Below are 15,807 nucleotides of genomic sequence, written 5' to 3'. Positions count from 1 at the left end.
ACCGCCCTGTCCGTCAATACAGCTGCGCCACCGTAACCGGCACGCCGCGTATCGCCGCCATCAGGCTGTCTGCCTGCTTTTTCTGCTCGCGGAATTTTGCCAGATTGACCTGCTCCATTTTCGGCGCGGGCAACGCAACCGTGGCCGGATTGACGGCCAAGCCGTTGATGCGCGCTTCATAATGCAGGTGCGGGCCGGTCGATCGGCCGGTCGAACCGACAAAACCGATCACTTCGCCCGCTTTGACACTGCCGCCCACCGGTGCAAACGCGCTCATATGCGCATGCAGGGTTTCCACACCGTTGCTGTGGCGCAGAACGATGGTGTTGCCGTAACCGCCCTGCCAGCCCTTAAACGCCACCACGGCATCGGCAGCGGCATAAATCGGCGTACCTGCGGGTGCAGCATAGTCGATGCCTGCGTGCATCTTGACCCCGCCGGTAATCGGGTGCACACGCATACCGAACGGCGAGGATACGCGTACCGCAGCCACCGGCTGGACACGGAAACCGCTTTCTTTCAAAGCCTTGCCGTTTTCATCATAATAACTGCCGCCCTCGTCGCCCTGATCATAAAAATAGGCTTGATAGCGTTTGCCGTTTTTCACCACTTCCGCCGCCAAAATGTCGCCCACGGCCATTTCCTGCCCGCGGAAATACAGCGTGTGATAGAGCAGGCGGATTTGGTCGCCCGCTTTCAGGCTGTCCAAGGCAAAACGGCTGCTGAAAATATCGCTCAGCGATTCGCGGATTTCGACATTGACACCGGCCTGCGCCAGCGCGCCGCGCGCCGATGTGCGTACCACCACCGAACGCAGTGTGGGCATGGTTTCCATCGCCGGCGCTCCCGCCGATGCCTGCCATTTGCCGTTTACTTTTTCAATAGCGACCAGATTGCGCTCGCCGTTTTCATCATCGTTGAAAAACTGAATGTCCGTGGCATTGCCGGCCGAATCCACGCGCACGCTGACGGTCTGGCCTTCATTGAGTTTGGCATGGATGCCGTTGCGGCGCAGCAGGCTGTGTACGGGAAGCCGGTCGGCCACGCCCAGGCGAGCCAGCACCGTTTGCAGCGTATCGTCCTGCTGCACCATTTCTTCCTGCCAGTAACCGGCTTGGTCGGGTCGTGCCGTGATATTCAAAGCGGGCAGTTCCTCCACCACACGCCGCACACCCGGCACTTCCGGCGCCGGAAGCGGCCGGGTAACGGCATAGGCCATTACCCCCGAGACAGACAGACAAAGTGCCAAAACTGCACCGCGCAGCCTGCCTTTGGAAGCCCTGTCGGCTTGTTGCTGATTCTGGTTCTGCATACTTCTGCCACCCCCGCACCTGCCGGCATCTTTCTAGCCGTTTGATTTAAACAGGTTTTTTCAATTCTCAAAGCGGGCAAGTTTATCATACTTCAACCGCCGCCTGCCGTTTCGGCCGTAAAATAGCGTAAAATAGGCCGTCTGTTTTGCCATTCCGATGCGGTTTATGCACCTGACCTTTGCCCTGCCCGGCCTGTGCCACCCCGATTTTTCCCTGCCCGAACAGGCCGCCCTGCCCGCACTCGATACCCTGCTGCGCCACGGCCGCTTTACGTCCGAACCCTGTACCGCATCAGCGTTTTACGCCCGCCATTTATGGTCGGGCAGCCTGATCGGACTGGCCAAGGCGGCCTGCGGTGTGGCAGAGGATACACCCGCCGTATTTGCCTCGCCGCTGTGGCAGCAGATGGGTATGCACCATATGTCCTGCCTGAGCGGTGCCGACATCGGCATCGGTGCGGACGAAGCCGCCGAACTGTGCGGCGGGCTGAATGAGCTGTACCGCAGCGACAGCATCGCGTTCCACCCCTACCGCCCCGACCTGTGGCTGCTGACCCTGCCGGCCCTTCCCGAATGGCACGCCCCCTGCGTGCTGGATATTCTCGGCCAAATCGACGGCACCACCAAAGCCGAAGGCGGCGGCATTGCGCATTGGCTCGCGCTGACAACCGAATGCCAGATGTGGCTGCACCGCCACCCGCTCAACACCCGCCGCCAAAATGCAGGACAACCGCCCGTCAATGCCCTCTGGCTGTGGAACGATTTGACGGGCAGCGCAACAGCCGCCATCGTCGGCAGCAACAGCGTATGGAATCAGGCCGGATGCCGTCTGAACACCCCGTCCGGCCTGTCCGAATGGCAAACCGCACTGCACACCCGCCAAGCCGCTTTTTCAGACGGCCTGCTGTTTCTCGACGACCTCCAACCCGCCGTCCACACCGGCAATCCCGAGGCTTATACCGCCGTAGTGCAGCACTGGGAACACGCCTTCTTCTCGCCCGCCCTCCGTCTGCTGCGCCGAGGCCGTCTGAAACGCATCACCCTGCTCACCGACGGCACCCACGGCGGCACGCTGACCTGCCAAGCCCCCAAACCGTGGGCATTCTGGAAACCCAAACGCCGCTTCAACGGCCGTTTTGCCCCGTAAAACCGCCGCCGCACCGCTTTTCAGACGGCCGCAAAACACATACAATCCCTGCCAATTCCACGCACCATCATTCCTTATGAACCACACGCCCAGCCGCCTGATTGCACGCAATCTGCAAAAAGCCTTCAAAAAACGCCAAGTCGTCAAAGATTTCTCACTCGACATCCAAAGCGGCGAAGTCGTCGGCCTGCTCGGTCCCAACGGCGCGGGCAAAACCACCAGCTTTTACATGATTGTCGGCCTGATTGCCGCCGATGCGGGCAGCATTCTGCTCGACGGCCGGGAGCTGCGCCATATGCCGATTCACGAACGCGCACGCCTCGGACTGGGCTACCTGCCCCAAGAAGCCTCGATCTTCCGCAAAATGACGGTGGAACAGAATATCCGCGCCATTCTGGAAATCCGCCTGCGGGACAAAGCCCGTATCGGCAGCGAGCTGGAAAAACTGCTGACCGACCTGAACATCGGCCATCTGCGCCGCAGCCCCGCACCCGCCCTGTCGGGCGGCGAACGCCGCCGTGTCGAAATCGCCCGCGTTCTGGCCATGCAGCCGCGCTTTATCCTGTTGGACGAACCGTTTGCCGGTGTCGATCCGATCGCCGTCATCGACATTCAGAAAATCATCGGCTTCCTGAAACAGCGCGGCATCGGCGTACTGATTACCGACCACAACGTACGCGAAACCCTGCGTATCTGCGACCGTGCCTTCATCATCAGCGGCGGCACGGTGTTGGCATCGGGCAAACCCGACGAATTGGTCGGCAACGAACAGGTGCGCTCGGTGTATCTGGGCGAAAACTTCGACTACTGACGGCACTTGCCCCCGCGCGCGGTTTGCGGTAGGCTGAAACCGATTTCCGGCCGTTTGCCCGTTTCAGACGGCCTGTTTACACCGAAGGAGTCTGCCATGAACTTAAAAATTACCGGTTTGAACTTTGACGTTACCGATGCCATCAGACAACACGTTACCGCCAAACTCGAACGCATCAACCGCCACGCGGGCAACCTGATTTCCATGACCATTACCCTTTCGGTGGACAAACAGCGCAACAAAGCCGAAGCCGATGCCCACCTCTCCGGCAAAGACCTGCATGTCGAAACCGTGGAAGACGATATGTACGCCGCGATTGACATTCTGATGGACAAGCTCGACCGCGCCATCATCAAACACAAAGAAAAAAGCGGCAATGTGCGTGCCGCCCCCGCCCCGCAGACGGATGCGGAATAAGCCCGTCAGGCCGGTTCGTCCGGCTTGATTTTTCCGCACCTGCCGCCACATGGCGGCAACAGCGGACAATATCCTAAAAATGCTGTTAAAATCGCGTTTTCATACTTATCCACACATTTCATTTAAGGAAAAACACCATGCGCAATGATGTTTACGATTACACCGGCAGCCGCACTGTCAGCCAAAGCAGCGTGCTGCGCAAAACCTATGCCCTTTTGGCCGCTTCTTTCGTTCCCTGCGCGCTGGGTGCTTATGCGGCCGCCGCTACCGGCTTCAACTTGGCTGCCGTCGGCGGCAACCGCTGGATCGGCCTGATTGCCATGTTCGCCTTTTTCTACGGCATGATTTTCCTGATTGAGCGCAACCGGTACAGCAATCTGGGCGCCGGCCTGCTGATGGTGTTTACCTTCGGCATGGGCGCGCTGATTTCGCCGCTGCTGCAATACTCGCTCAATATTTCCGGCGGCGGTGCGCTGGTCGGCACGGCAGCCGTGATGACGGCAGCCGTTTTCGCCGTCATGTCCCTGATGGCGCGCAGCGATAAAGTCAATACCCAAAGCCTCGGCCGTTTTCTCACCATCGGCGTCATTGTGCTGATGATCGCCATCGTGGCTAACCTGTTCCTGCAACTGCCCGCCCTGAGCCTGACCATTGCTTCGGGCTTTGTGGTTTTCAGCTCGCTGATGATTATGTGGCAGACACGCACTGTGATTGAAGGCGGCGAAACCAGCCACATCAGTGCCGCACTGACCATCTTTATTTCCATCTACAACCTGTTCAGCAGCCTGCTGCAAATCCTGCTGTCTTTTGCCGGCGGCGACGATTAATTCACTGCCTGAATCCGCAAAAAAGGCCGTCTGAAAACGATATTTCCGTTTCAGACGGCCTTTTTCCGCCGGGTATCATTCATTACCCGCCATCACGCTAAAACAATCTCGCGCCAAGCAAACGGATTCTGCCTTCCGTCTCAGTCGGCTGAGTCAAAGTCTCCGGCCATACGTTCAAAAAAGTCGGATTCGAAAATTAGACAAAACACTCTTTGCTTCAATCTATCTTGTCAATCGGCTACCCCTAAGCTGACAATCCCCAAACATTTTGATAAAAACACCCGATTCGGCAGCCAATCATGTAGGTCGGATACTCCGTATCCGACAATGTCTGTCCATCCAATATACTGGATCTGTCGGATTCGAGAATCCGACCTACTCGGATAGCTTCGCCATATTTCCAAGAAAAACGCCTGTTTCCAAAACCCGTCGTCCTGATTTCAACTGAATTTTGTCGGTCGGATACTCCGTATCCGACCATACCTGCCCATGCACCAATACATTACTGTATGAACATGTCGGATTCGAGAATCCGACATGCACGGACAGTCATATATTTCCAAATCCACCTGGCAGCACCGTTGACCGCAAACAGACAGACAATAAAAAAGCCCGCTTCATAGCGGGCTTTTCGGCACAGGATATTATTCTTCCGCGCCGGTGTAGGGACGGACGCTGACTGTTTTACGGTTCAGACGGCCTTTAACGGCAAATTCGACATAACCGTCCACTTTGGCGAACAAAGTGTGGTCTTTACCCATACCGACATTGTCGCCGGCATGAAAACGGGTACCGCGTTGGCGGATAATGATGGAACCTGCCGGAATCAGTTCGTTGCCGTAGGCTTTGACACCCAGACGTTTGGCTTCCGAATCGCGGCCGTTGCGGGTGCTGCCGCCAGCTTTTTTACTTGCCATGGTGATATGCTCCTAAACTTGAATCAAAATCAGGCGATGGCCACGATTTCGATTTGGGTGAAATTTTGGCGGTGGCCCTGACGTTTTTGGTAGTGCTTGCGACGGCGCATTTTGAAAATGCGGACTTTGTCGTGACGGCCGTGGGCAACCACTTTGGCCGTTACTTTCGCGCCTTCGATAAAAGGTGCGCCTACTTTTACAGATTCGCCGTCAGCAATCATCAAAACTTCGTTCAGTTCGATTTGGCTGTCGAGTTCGGCAGGTATCTGTTCTACTTTCAATTTTTCGCCAACGGTAACTTTGTATTGTTTACCGCCGGTTTTTACGACCGCGTACATACTCAACTCCATGAGAATTTGGTTATTTCTCCGCACCCCATGTGCGGAACAAGAAACTATAATATTATTTGTTTGTTTTGTCAAATGTTTTTCAGACGGCCTCTGCCCCGTCGGCAAACAGGCGGCCTTGTGCCAATATCGTGCGCACCGGCGCAAAACCGCACCGGTGTTCGGGCAGTGCGCCGTAACGGCGCAGTGCGGCCAAATGTTGTGCCGTACCGTAGCCTTTATGCTTGTCGAAGCCGTATTGGGGAAAGCGTTCGGCCAGCGCATACATTTGCGCATCGCGCGCGGTTTTGGCCAGGACGGAAGCGGCGGAAACGGCGGGAATGGTGCGGTCGCCCTGTACCACGGCTTGGGCCGGTATGCCCAAATCGGGCGGAATGCGGTTGCCGTCTATCCACGCATATTGTGCCTGTCCGCCCAAGCCGGCCACAGCGCGCCGCATCGCCAGCAGGGTGGCGTGCAGGATATTCAGGCGGGCGATTTCTCCGACATCGGCCTGTGCCACACACCACGCTACGGCCTGCTGTTTAATCTGAACCGCCAGAGTATCGCGCTTTTTTTCGCTGAGTTTTTTGGAATCGGTCAAACCCGGCAAATCGTACACGGGCGGCAGAATCACGGCGGCGGCAAATACGCTGCCCGCCAAAGGGCCGCGTCCGGCTTCGTCCACACCGGCCGCCGGCACAAAAGGGGAAATGTGGTCGGCTGTATCCATTTTCAGACGGCCTGTCGGTTAAGGGCCGGTAGATGATCAATGCACAAAACTTCACAATATTTTTGCCGCACGCAAGACGGCTTCGGCCGCCAAGGCGGCGGTATCTTTTTTCAGCATCAGATGCAGATTTTCAAAATCCCGCTGCAACGCGGCGGTGTCGCGCGGCGATTCGTACCATTCGGCAACGGCGGCGGCCAGTTTTTCCGGCACGGCTTCATGCTGCAATAATTCCGGCACAACCCCTTTGCCCAGCAGGATATTGGGCAGGCCGACGTGCGGTACGCGGATTTTCCGTTTCACATAGGCATAAGTGAGCGGCGAAATGCGGTAGCTGATGACCATCGGCCGCTTGCACAAAGCCACTTCGAGCGTGGCCGTCCCGCTGGTAACCAGCACCACATCGGCAGCGGTACAGGCCAAATCGGCATGGGCGTTCATCAGTCGGACGGGCAGGTGTTTGAAATCATCGCCGGCCAAAATTTCCTGCAAACGGGCGCGGGTGGCGGCGGTCGCCACCGGCAACAGGAATACGGCACTCGGATAACGCGCCAAAAGCAGCTTGGCCGTCTGAAAAAACAGCGGTGCCATATAATCGATTTCACTCACGCGGCTGCCGGACATCAGGCAGAATACGGTACGCCACGGCTCTATGCGCAGCTGCTGCCGCGCCGCTGCTTTATCTGCTGCCACAGGCAGGGTCTGCGCCAGCGGGTGACCGACAAATTCCGCCTGCCCGCCTGCCGCCCGATACAGCGTCGGCTCCATCGGAAACAGGCACAATATCCTATCCGCCTGATGTACAATCCGGTTCACCCGCTCCCGCCGCCACGCCCACACCGACGGACTGACATAATGCACGGTGGGAATGCCCGCGCGTTTGAGCCTCTCCTCCACCGCCAGATTAAAATCGGGCGCGTCAATACCGACAAACACATCGGGCTGCAAAGCCAGCATATCGCGTATCAGCCCTTTGCGGATACGCAGAATGTCGGGCAGCTTGCGTACCACTTCGGCAAAGCCGCGCACCGCCAGTTTTTCCTGATCGTACAGACTCTCGAAACCCTGTGCCGTCATGCGCGGGCCGCCGATACCGACAAACCGGGCATTCGGACAGCGGCGGCGCAGAGCTTCGAGCAAATGGCCGCCGAGCAAATCGCCCGAAGCCTCGCCCACGCTGACGGCAATTACCGGCCGTTTATATTCCCGCATATCCCCACACCTGCCAATCAAGAGAAAAAAACATCGGATTACCGCCTGCGCCGTGCAACCAGACCGGCCAGCAACTGCTCCCACTGCTGCCAAACCGAATCCGGGCTGTACGCTTTCATCGATTCGTGTGCCGCCCGCCCCAGCGTCTGCCTCAATCCGGCATCCCGCATCAGCGAAGCCAGACATTGCGCAAACCCGGCTTCGTCTTTTGCCAACAAACCGTTCACACCGTCCTCAATCAGATCATTCACCCCTTCGGCAGCCGCAAAACCGACCGCAGGCAGTCCTGCCGCCATCGCCTCTGTCAGTGCCAGGCTGAACCCTTCATGAGCCGAAGGAAAGCCGAAAATATCGGCCGTACGCAATACGGACAACACATCTTGCGTGGTACCGCCATACACAATCTGCTGCGACAAACCGTGATGGTCAATATACCGCCGAATCTGATGATGATATGCCGCATCGCTGACCGGGCCGTAATAATGCAGCTGCCAATCGGGGTAATCCCGCGCGATTTCAGCGAATGCCCGCACCAATACCAGCGTCTGCTTCTGTTCCGGCTCAATCCGGCCGACCGTTACTATTTTAAACGGCGGCCGGTGTGCCGCCAAATCGGCACAATCCCGCTCCTCCACCTGCGGCACCGCATTGCCGATACACACGATTTCAGTAGATAAAAACCGTCCGGCCTGCGCCACAAAGCCCGGCAGCAGCACTTGATAAACATCGGCTTTATCCGCCTCCCGCCGCTGCCACGGGGTCAGCCGCGCGATTTGGTTGCCGACGGAATTGTGCACCATCGCGGCTACCGGCCGCCCCCCCCGCAAGACGGTTGGCGACCATGACACTGTTAAATTCAAAACAGACAAAGACATCAATCTCATTTAGGGGGACATTTTCCCGCACCGCCGCCGCCAACTGTCGGACTTTAAACGCATCTGCCGGATTCATGCGGTAAATCCGCAACCGTTTTTCCACTTCACGCATCAATTTGGCCGACAGCGGAATGCGTATTTTGCCCAAGCCCAAATTATATTGCCGCACGTCCGCCGAAAACGGATAGTGCGGCACCACACCCGGCTCATCATTCCATACCGCATACACCCGATGCCCGCGCACAGTCATGGCATTGGCCATATCGACAAAAACTTTTTCCGTACCGGAAATACTGGCAATACTGCCCACTCCAAAGCATAAAAGTGCGATATCCATATTTTTCTGCCCATCGGAAACAGAACATTCAGGCCGTCTGAAAACGGCGGTCACGGTTTTCAGACGGCCCGGCGGCAACCCCGGCTCAACGGATAATCCCGCGGCTCGATTGGGCGAAGAAACCGGCAAACACGGCCAGCTCGGCTTCGCTTTCCGCACGGCGCAGCACTTCGGCTTTGGCCGCTTCAAACGGCAGATCGCGCAGATAAATCGTTTTATAGACATCTTTCACGCGTGCAATCTGCTCGGCGGTAAAACCGTTGCGCCGCATACCTTCGCTGTTGATGCCCGCCGGTTCGGCACGGTAGCCCGCCGCCATGAAATACGGCGGCACGTCTTTGTGCACGCCTGCGGAAAACGCCGTCATCGCATAATCGCCGATGCGGCAGAACTGGAACACCAGCGTGTAACCGCCGAGAATCACATAGTCGCCGACGGTAACATGGCCGGCCAGCGAGGCGTTGTTGGCAAACACGGTGTGGCTGCCGACCACGCAGTCGTGCGCCAGATGACAGTAGGCCATAATCCAGTTGTCGTCGCCGATGCGGGTTTCGCCGATACCGGTTACCGTACCGGTGTTGAACGTGGTGAATTCGCGGATGGTATTGCCGTTGCCGATGATGAGGCGGGTCGGCTCGCCACGGTATTTTTTGTCCTGCGGCTGCGCACCCAGACTGGCAAACTGGAAAATGCGGTTGTTCCCGCCGATTTCCGTATGCCCGTCAATCACGGCGTGCGGGCCGATTTCCGTACCGGCACCGATTTTCACATTCGGTCCGATCACGGTATAGGCACCGACTTTGACGCTCGAATCCAACTGGGCTTGCGGATCAATCACGGCGGTAGGGTGGATCAGGGTCATCAGCTTTTCCTTGTCAAACGGTACTGCGGCAGATTTCAGACGGCCTGACGGGTTTTATGAGGCCTGCCGTTGGGCGCACATAATATCGGCCTCACAGGCCAATTGGCCGTCCACTTTGGCGACGGCGTGGAATTTGCCGATGCCGCGCTTGTGCGCCAGCAGTTCGACTTCAAACACCAATTGGTCGCCCGGCAGCACAGGGCGCTTAAAGCGCACATTGTCCAAACCGGCAAACAGGGTAACTTCGCCTTCCTGACGTGCGGCCGCACCTTGGGAGATGACGGCCAGCACGCCGCAGGCCTGCGCCATGGCTTCGACAATCAGCACGCCGGGCATCACAGGCATTTCGGGAAAATGGCCTTGGAAAAAATGTTCGTTGATGGTGACGTTTTTGATGGCGGTCAGCGATTGGCCGGGCTCGGCGGCGGTTACGCGGTCAATCAGTAAAAAGGGGAAGCGGTGCGGCAGATAGTTTTGGATTTCGCGGGCTTCGATGGGTAATTGAATATTCATAATCGTCTCTTCCTGGCTGCCGTACCGATAGACGGAAACGGCAGTTTGTCGGTTTGGTTGCGTGGCACAATGCGGTTTCAGACGGCCCGGCCGTTTTCACCGTCGGCAGTATCGTGTTCCTGCGCGCCCAAACGGGCTTCGAGTGCTTTAATCCGCCGGTTCATCTCGTTCAGATGCCGGATATGCACGGCATTGCGCGCCCATTCTTTATGGCTCTGCATCGGGTACGGTCCGCCGATGTGCCGGCCGCTTTCTTTGATGCTGTGGGTAATGCTGCTGCCGCCGCCGATGGTGGTTTTGTCGGCGATTTCGATGTGGCCGACTGTTCCTACACCGCCGCCGAAAATACAGTAATCGCCCACGGTTACGCTGCCGGAAATACCGGTCTGTGCGGCAATCACGGTATGGCGGCCGATGCGGCAGTTGTGGCCGATCTGTACCTGATTGTCGATTTTGGTTCCCTGCCCGATCACGGTATCGCTCATCGCACCGCGGTCGATATTGCTGTTGGAACCGATTTCGACATCGTCGCCCAATACCACCGCACCGGTTTGCGGGATTTTCAGCCAAGAATCACCGGCAAAAGCCAAGCCGAAACCGTCTGCCCCGATCACGGCACCGGAATGGATTTCCACACGGTTGCCCAAGGTGCAGCCGTGGTAAACCGTAACATTGGGGTGCAGCAGTACCTTATCGCCTAGCGTACAGCCGTGTTCGATCACGCAGCCGGCCAAAATACGGCAGCCCTCGCCCAGCACGGTATCTGCGCCGATATAGACGTGCGCGCCGATTTCGCAACTGGCAGGCACTTGCGCACCCGCTTCGATTACCGCACTGGGGTGTATGCCGGGGAAGGCTTCGGCTGCGGGTGCGAACAGGCGTGCCACACGGGCAAAATACAGATAAGGATCAGCGGTGACAATCAGATTACGGCCGGGAAACTCCGCCGCTGCTTGCTCCGAGACAATCACGGCTCCGGCCGCACTGCGGGCGACGTCCGCTTTGTATTTGGGGTTGGCCAGAAAGCCGATATGGCTGTGTCCGGCCTCGGCCAGCGGGCGCACGCCCGTTACGGCGATGTCTTCGCCGTGACGCGAGCCGCCCAGCCGGGCAACGATTTCTGAAAGCGTGAATGTGTGCATAAATCAATAGGGTTCCGGATACGGTACGGCTGAACAGGCCGTCTGAAAAACGGTATTCCGACCGCGCGGCCGCATCACCGGTTCATTTCGCGGATGACTTCGTCGGTAATGTCGAATTTGCCGTTGATGAAAACCACATCCTGCAAAATCAGATCGTAGCCGTCTTTTTTCGCCAGATCGATAATCACGCGGTTGGCGTTTTGCTGCAAAGCGGCAAACTCTTCGTTACGGCGCAGGTTATAGTCTTCATCAAGCTCAGCCTGTTTGATGCGGTATTCCCGGCTCATTGCGTCCAGCTTCGCCAAAAGGCTGCTGCGGCGTACCGCATCTTTTTCCGCCGCAACCCGCTTTTCTAAAGCCAAGCCTTCCCGTTCGATTTTTTCCAGTGCCTGACGGCGGCCGGAAAACTCGCGCTCCAATGTTTTTTCGATGCTCTGCGCCTGCCGCGATTCACGCCATACGCGCTCGGTGTTGATAAAACCGAGCTTCTGGATACTCTCCGCCCACACGCTGCCCGACAGCAGGCTGCCGAACAGCAGGGCGGCGCCCCAACGGATTACACGGTTGTTTGTCATGGTTCTGCCTTTACTTCTATACCCGCATTCAGACGGCCTGCGAGGTCCGGGCCGTCTGAATGCGGGCGGATTCTGAAACGGATACCTTAAAATGTCGTACCCAGTTGGAATTGGAAACGCTGGATTTCGTCGGTATCTTTTTTCTTGATCGGATAAGCGTAGCTCAATTTAATCGGCCCCAGGGGCGAGAGCCAGGTCAGCGCCGCACCGGCAGAATAGCGCAACTCTTCTTTGAAAGTCGATTGGTGGTTGCGACCGTAAACGCTGCGGCCGTTGTCGCTGTCGGCTGAGGTGTAGGTTTTGCCGTCCCACACGCTGCCGGCATCGGCAAACAGGCTCAGGCGCACGGTCCGGCTGTCTTTCACGCCCGGGAAGGGGAACAGCAGCTCTGCGGTGGCGGCTGCCATTTTATTGCCGCCGTAGCTGATTTTGCTGCCGTCGGCATCATACACTTTGGGACCGAGCGTGCTGCTTTCATAACCGCGTACCGAACCCAAACCGCCGCCGTAGAAGTTTTCAAAAAACGGCAGTTCTTTGGTTTTGCCGTAACCGTTGGCATAACCCACCTGCCCGCCCAGCATCAGGGTAAAGTCGCGCGAAAGCGGGAAAAACCAGCGTTGGTTGTGCGTCAGACTGTAATATTGCAGATCGCCGCCGGGCAGTCCCGCATTCAGGCTGACATCGGTCATATAGCCGCGTGTCGGCCACAGCGCGCTGTCGGTTTTGTTGCGCCCCCAGCCGATATTGCCCTTCATAATCCAGCCTTGGAATTTGCCCACACCGTCGACACCCTTGCCGTATTGGCGGATAAAGTCGCGATAGCGCTTGGGCGCTCCCTTATAGGTGTTTACCCCCAAGCGTTCGGCACCCAATCCGAAATTGATGCGGTCGTATTCTGTAACCGGAACACCCATGCGGATACCGGTGCCGATGGTGGTGGTTTTATACTGCTGGGAACTGGTGGAACCGGCTTTGCGCGGATCATAAACGCGGCCGTAGATGTCGTAACCCATGCTGACACCGTCAGGCGTGAAATAGGGTTCGGTAAACGACAGCGAGGCGTTTTGTGTGGTGCTGCTGCGCGACATACGTGCAGAAACCGATTTGCCGGTTCCGAACAGATTGTCCTGAGCCACGCCGAGTGACAACACCAGACCCGTATCCTGCACCCAGCCCGCACTCAAATCGATTGATCCCGTAGAGCGCTCGTTCACACTGACCGCCACATCAACCTGATCGGGCGTACCCGCTACCGGCCGTGCATCAAACTGCACATTGTCGAAATAGCCCAACAGTTCCACCCGTTCTTTGGAACGGTCGATTTTAGACTGGTCGAACGGCGCCGCTTCCATTTGGCGCAGTTCGCGGCGGATGACTTCGTCGCGTGTTTTGTTGTTGCCCGAAATCTGGATTTGATTGACGTAAACCTTGCGGCCCGGATCAATCAGCAGGACAAAATCGACGACACCGTCGCGCGGCTGCGGCATCACGTTGATTTCGCTGAATGCGTAGCCCGCACTGCCCAATACGCGTTGAATGGCACTGATGCTGTCCACCATTTGCGAGCGGTCGTACCATTTGCCTTCTTTCATTTTCAGCAGTTTTTCCAAATCCGCTTTCGGTACTTCGCGCGTATCGCCTTCTATACGCACCTGCCCCCAGCGGTAACGTCCGCCTTCATGGACGGTTATTTTGATTTTCTGCCGGTTCGGTTTGTCGCCTTCGCCGATTTCGGTATCGACAATGCGGAAATCGAAATAGCCGTTGTTGTTGTAGAAATCGGTCAGGCGGGAAAGGTCTTGGCGGAATTTGTCTTCGGCAAAGCGGTTGCTTTTGGTCAGCCAGGTCCACATACCGCTCTCGCTCAGCGACATTTGGTTGCGCAGCTGGCGGTCGGAATAACGCTCGTTACCCTCGAAATCGATGTCCGAAATAGTAGTGGTTTCCCCCTCGTTAATGGCCAAATCCACCGCCACACGGTTGCGCGCCAGGCGGCTGACGGTGGGCGTGATTTCGACATCGTATTTACCCTGCTTGCGGTATTCTTCTTTCAATGCGGCCACCGCGCTGTTTAAGGTGGCCTGATTGAACGGCTGGGACTGTCCCAAGCCGAAATTGCTCAAACTTTTCTGAACGGCATCGTTCTGAATCAGCTTGCCGCCGCTGACAGTCAGGCCGCTGATAACGGGACGTTCGACCACCGTCAGTAAAACCTGGCTGCCCATGGTTTCGACACGCACATCGTCAAACATACCCGTCGCATACAGATTTTGAATGATTTCGCCGCCTTTGCTGTCGCTGAACGTGTCGCCGACTTTTACCGGCAGATAGGTGAACACAGTGGCCGGTTCGGTATGCTGCAAACCCTCTATGCGGATGTCCTGAATGGTAAAATCCGCCAGTGCCAAAGGAGAAAGGCCCAACGCCATCAGGGTAACGGTAAGTTTTTTCAATTTCATAAACTATCCAAACAAACGGGTTATATCGTTAAAAAAGGCCAGAAACATCAGCATCAGCATCAGCATCATGCCGATGCGCATACCGGCCGCCTGAACGCGCTCGCTCAACGGACGGCCGCGCAGCCATTCGGCGGTATAATACACCAAGTGTCCGCCGTCCAACACCGGAACGGGCAGTAAATTCAAAATGCCCAGGCTCACGCTGACCAATGCCAAAAACTCCAAATAAGCCTGCACGCCCAATCCGGCGGTTTGCCCGGCCACATCGGCAATGGTGAGCGGGCCGGAAATATGCCGGGGCGAAGCCTGCCCCGTTATCAGACGGCCGAAAAACCGGACCGTCATACCGGCATAACTGCTCATGCGCGCCCAACCCATCTGAACGGCTTCGCCCACCGTCGGCCGGTATTCGCGGCGAACCTGCGCCGCCCATGTTTCATCTGCCTGCGGCCGGATGCCCGCCTGCCCGATGAGTGTTCCGTCCGGCAGTTCCACCGAATTGGGGCGCAAGTCGGCAGACAGCCGCTCGCCACCGCGTTCATAACCGATATTCAGTTTTTTGCCGGGACTCTCCCGCAGCAGTGCCACCCATTCGCGCCAATCGCCGATTTCCCTGCCCCCGGCCGACACCAGTTTGTCGCCCGCGCGCAGTCCGGCTTTGGCCGCCGCTCCCTGCTCGACCACTTCGGCCAGCACAGTCGTGATTTTATATGGGCTCATGCCGATAAAACCCTGGTTTTTAATCACGTTTTCGGCAGCAGGCGTACCGGCAATATCGATCACGCGCACGGCGGGCTGGCCGGCTGCTGTTTCCACCGCCACTTCCACGCGCCCCGCCTCCAAATTCATCACGATTTCGGTTTGCGCTTCACTCCATTCGGCCACGCTTTTGCCGTTCACGCTGCGAATTTTGTCGCCGGCGGCAAAGCCCGCACCGGCCGCCACTCCGGCCGGTTCGACCGTGCCGACATACGGGCGGATTTCGGTAACGCCCAGTGAAAAACTCGCCGTATAAAGCAGCACGGCCAGCAGCAGATTGGTCAGCGGACCGGCCGCTACGATGGCGATTTTTTTGGCCGGATGCTGTTTGTCGAAAGCATAAGGCAGGTCTTCGGGCGCGACATTGCCCTCGCGCGTATCCACCATCTTCACATAACCGCCCAGCGGAACCGGTGCCAGACACCACTCCGTATCGCCGCGCTTTCTGCGCAGAAACGGCTTGCCGAAGCCCACGGAAAAACGCACCACCTTCACGCCGCACCAGCGCGCGACGATATAGTGGCCGAATTCGTGCAGGCTCACCAACAGCAAAATGGCGGTTAAAAAAGCAATCAGGGTCAGCAAA

General features: G+C 57.4%; 17 protein-coding genes. 4 read left to right on the top strand and 13 right to left on the bottom strand.

Annotated elements, in window-relative coordinates; translation table 11 throughout:
* Positions 1 to 13 precede the first annotated feature (13 nt).
* On the bottom strand, positions 14 to 1,312 hold the full coding sequence (locus ORY85_RS09170; RefSeq protein WP_274571784.1) for a M23 family metallopeptidase: 1,299 nt from the start codon (positions 1,310 to 1,312) through the stop codon (positions 14 to 16).
* A gap of 166 nt (positions 1,313 to 1,478) precedes the next feature.
* Here ORY85_RS09170 and ORY85_RS09165 point away from each other — a divergent pair, with 166 nt between their 5' ends.
* From ORY85_RS09165 to ORY85_RS09150, 4 genes are all read left to right on the top strand, one after another.
* Positions 1,479 to 2,459, top strand: coding sequence for a hypothetical protein (locus ORY85_RS09165; RefSeq protein WP_274571785.1), 981 nt, complete (start codon positions 1,479 to 1,481; stop codon positions 2,457 to 2,459).
* Between the two features lie 76 nt (positions 2,460 to 2,535).
* Positions 2,536 to 3,270 (top strand): LPS export ABC transporter ATP-binding protein, encoded by a 735-nt coding sequence (lptB, locus tag ORY85_RS09160; protein WP_274571786.1) that lies wholly within the window; start codon positions 2,536 to 2,538, stop codon positions 3,268 to 3,270.
* Between the two features lie 96 nt (positions 3,271 to 3,366).
* Positions 3,367 to 3,687, top strand: a complete 321-nt coding sequence (hpf, locus tag ORY85_RS09155; protein WP_274571787.1) for a ribosome hibernation-promoting factor, HPF/YfiA family — start codon at positions 3,367 to 3,369, stop codon at positions 3,685 to 3,687.
* Between the two features lie 137 nt (positions 3,688 to 3,824).
* Positions 3,825 to 4,514: a Bax inhibitor-1 family protein gene (locus ORY85_RS09150; protein WP_274571788.1), complete on the top strand. Its 690-nt coding sequence runs from the start codon at positions 3,825 to 3,827 to the stop codon at positions 4,512 to 4,514.
* A 644-nt stretch (positions 4,515 to 5,158) separates the two neighbouring features.
* Here the strand turns inward: ORY85_RS09150 and rpmA are convergent.
* The 12 genes from rpmA to rseP form a co-directional block, all read right to left on the bottom strand.
* A complete protein-coding gene (gene rpmA, locus ORY85_RS09145) occupies positions 5,159 to 5,431 on the bottom strand; it encodes a 50S ribosomal protein L27 (protein ID WP_274571789.1) in 273 nt (90 codons plus the stop codon).
* 29 nt (positions 5,432 to 5,460) lie between these two features.
* Complete coding sequence (rplU, locus tag ORY85_RS09140; protein WP_274571790.1) at positions 5,461 to 5,769, bottom strand: 50S ribosomal protein L21; 309 nt, start codon at positions 5,767 to 5,769, stop codon at positions 5,461 to 5,463.
* A gap of 91 nt (positions 5,770 to 5,860) precedes the next feature.
* The gene (gene rnhB, locus ORY85_RS09135; RefSeq protein WP_274571791.1) at positions 5,861 to 6,490 is read right to left on the bottom strand and encodes a ribonuclease HII; all 630 of its coding nucleotides are present in this window, start codon (positions 6,488 to 6,490) and stop codon (positions 5,861 to 5,863) included.
* A 51-nt stretch (positions 6,491 to 6,541) separates the two neighbouring features.
* Positions 6,542 to 7,699, bottom strand: a complete 1,158-nt coding sequence (gene lpxB, locus ORY85_RS09130; RefSeq protein WP_274571792.1) for a lipid-A-disaccharide synthase — start codon at positions 7,697 to 7,699, stop codon at positions 6,542 to 6,544.
* Between the two features lie 38 nt (positions 7,700 to 7,737).
* Entirely contained in the window at positions 7,738 to 8,499 is a 762-nt protein-coding gene (locus ORY85_RS09125) for a glycosyltransferase (RefSeq protein WP_274571793.1), read from the bottom strand.
* The gene (locus ORY85_RS09120; protein ID WP_274571794.1) at positions 8,432 to 8,911 is read right to left on the bottom strand and encodes a hypothetical protein; all 480 of its coding nucleotides are present in this window, start codon (positions 8,909 to 8,911) and stop codon (positions 8,432 to 8,434) included. The genes ORY85_RS09125 and ORY85_RS09120 overlap by 68 nt, the downstream gene beginning before the upstream one ends.
* A gap of 85 nt (positions 8,912 to 8,996) precedes the next feature.
* On the bottom strand, positions 8,997 to 9,773 hold the full coding sequence (gene lpxA / locus ORY85_RS09115) for an acyl-ACP--UDP-N-acetylglucosamine O-acyltransferase (protein ID WP_274571795.1): 777 nt from the start codon (positions 9,771 to 9,773) through the stop codon (positions 8,997 to 8,999).
* Between the two features lie 54 nt (positions 9,774 to 9,827).
* On the bottom strand, positions 9,828 to 10,286 hold the full coding sequence (fabZ, locus tag ORY85_RS09110) for a 3-hydroxyacyl-ACP dehydratase FabZ (RefSeq protein WP_274571796.1): 459 nt from the start codon (positions 10,284 to 10,286) through the stop codon (positions 9,828 to 9,830).
* Positions 10,287 to 10,363: 77 nt separating this feature from the next.
* Positions 10,364 to 11,428 carry a UDP-3-O-(3-hydroxymyristoyl)glucosamine N-acyltransferase gene (gene lpxD / locus ORY85_RS09105; RefSeq protein WP_274571797.1) on the bottom strand — a complete coding sequence of 355 codons (1,065 nt, stop codon included), beginning with the start codon at positions 11,426 to 11,428 and terminating at the stop codon, positions 10,364 to 10,366.
* A 74-nt stretch (positions 11,429 to 11,502) separates the two neighbouring features.
* Positions 11,503 to 12,003, bottom strand: coding sequence for an OmpH family outer membrane protein (locus tag ORY85_RS09100; RefSeq protein WP_274571798.1), 501 nt, complete (start codon positions 12,001 to 12,003; stop codon positions 11,503 to 11,505).
* Positions 12,004 to 12,089: 86 nt separating this feature from the next.
* Positions 12,090 to 14,462 (bottom strand): outer membrane protein assembly factor BamA, encoded by a 2,373-nt coding sequence (bamA, locus tag ORY85_RS09095; RefSeq protein WP_274571799.1) that lies wholly within the window; start codon positions 14,460 to 14,462, stop codon positions 12,090 to 12,092.
* A gap of 3 nt (positions 14,463 to 14,465) precedes the next feature.
* The gene (rseP, locus tag ORY85_RS09090; RefSeq protein ID WP_274571800.1) at positions 14,466 to 15,806 is read right to left on the bottom strand and encodes an RIP metalloprotease RseP; all 1,341 of its coding nucleotides are present in this window, start codon (positions 15,804 to 15,806) and stop codon (positions 14,466 to 14,468) included.
* Between the last annotated feature and the right edge of the window lies 1 nt (position 15,807).

Origin of the sequence: Neisseria leonii, assembly GCF_028776105.2 — a bacterium.
Lineage (GTDB): Bacteria > Pseudomonadota > Gammaproteobacteria > Burkholderiales > Neisseriaceae > Neisseria > Neisseria leonii.
This window is presented reverse-complemented; position numbering and strand designations above follow the sequence as displayed.

What these genes read in the sequence shown, in the direction of transcription:
- lpxD (WP_274571797.1), bottom strand. Translation starts at nt 11,428, where the DNA reads ATGCACACATTCACGCTTTCAGAAATCGTTGCCCGGCTGGGCGGCTCG.
- rplU (WP_274571790.1), bottom strand. Translation starts at nt 5,769, where the DNA reads ATGTACGCGGTCGTAAAAACCGGCGGTAAACAATACAAAGTTACCGTT.
- rpmA (WP_274571789.1), bottom strand. Translation starts at nt 5,431, where the DNA reads ATGGCAAGTAAAAAAGCTGGCGGCAGCACCCGCAACGGCCGCGATTCG.
- rnhB (WP_274571791.1), bottom strand. Translation starts at nt 6,490, where the DNA reads ATGGATACAGCCGACCACATTTCCCCTTTTGTGCCGGCGGCCGGTGTG.
- ORY85_RS09170 (WP_274571784.1), bottom strand. Translation starts at nt 1,312, where the DNA reads ATGCAGAACCAGAATCAGCAACAAGCCGACAGGGCTTCCAAAGGCAGG.
- ORY85_RS09120 (WP_274571794.1), bottom strand. Translation starts at nt 8,911, where the DNA reads ATGGATATCGCACTTTTATGCTTTGGAGTGGGCAGTATTGCCAGTATT.
- lpxA (WP_274571795.1), bottom strand. Translation starts at nt 9,773, where the DNA reads ATGACCCTGATCCACCCTACCGCCGTGATTGATCCGCAAGCCCAGTTG.
- hpf (WP_274571787.1), top strand. Translation starts at nt 3,367, where the DNA reads ATGAACTTAAAAATTACCGGTTTGAACTTTGACGTTACCGATGCCATC.
- ORY85_RS09100 (WP_274571798.1), bottom strand. Translation starts at nt 12,003, where the DNA reads ATGACAAACAACCGTGTAATCCGTTGGGGCGCCGCCCTGCTGTTCGGC.
- fabZ (WP_274571796.1), bottom strand. Translation starts at nt 10,286, where the DNA reads ATGAATATTCAATTACCCATCGAAGCCCGCGAAATCCAAAACTATCTG.
- lptB (WP_274571786.1), top strand. Translation starts at nt 2,536, where the DNA reads ATGAACCACACGCCCAGCCGCCTGATTGCACGCAATCTGCAAAAAGCC.
- bamA (WP_274571799.1), bottom strand. Translation starts at nt 14,462, where the DNA reads ATGAAATTGAAAAAACTTACCGTTACCCTGATGGCGTTGGGCCTTTCT.
- ORY85_RS09165 (WP_274571785.1), top strand. Translation starts at nt 1,479, where the DNA reads ATGCACCTGACCTTTGCCCTGCCCGGCCTGTGCCACCCCGATTTTTCC.
- lpxB (WP_274571792.1), bottom strand. Translation starts at nt 7,699, where the DNA reads ATGCGGGAATATAAACGGCCGGTAATTGCCGTCAGCGTGGGCGAGGCT.
- ORY85_RS09150 (WP_274571788.1), top strand. Translation starts at nt 3,825, where the DNA reads ATGCGCAATGATGTTTACGATTACACCGGCAGCCGCACTGTCAGCCAA.
- ORY85_RS09125 (WP_274571793.1), bottom strand. Translation starts at nt 8,499, where the DNA reads ATGGTGCACAATTCCGTCGGCAACCAAATCGCGCGGCTGACCCCGTGG.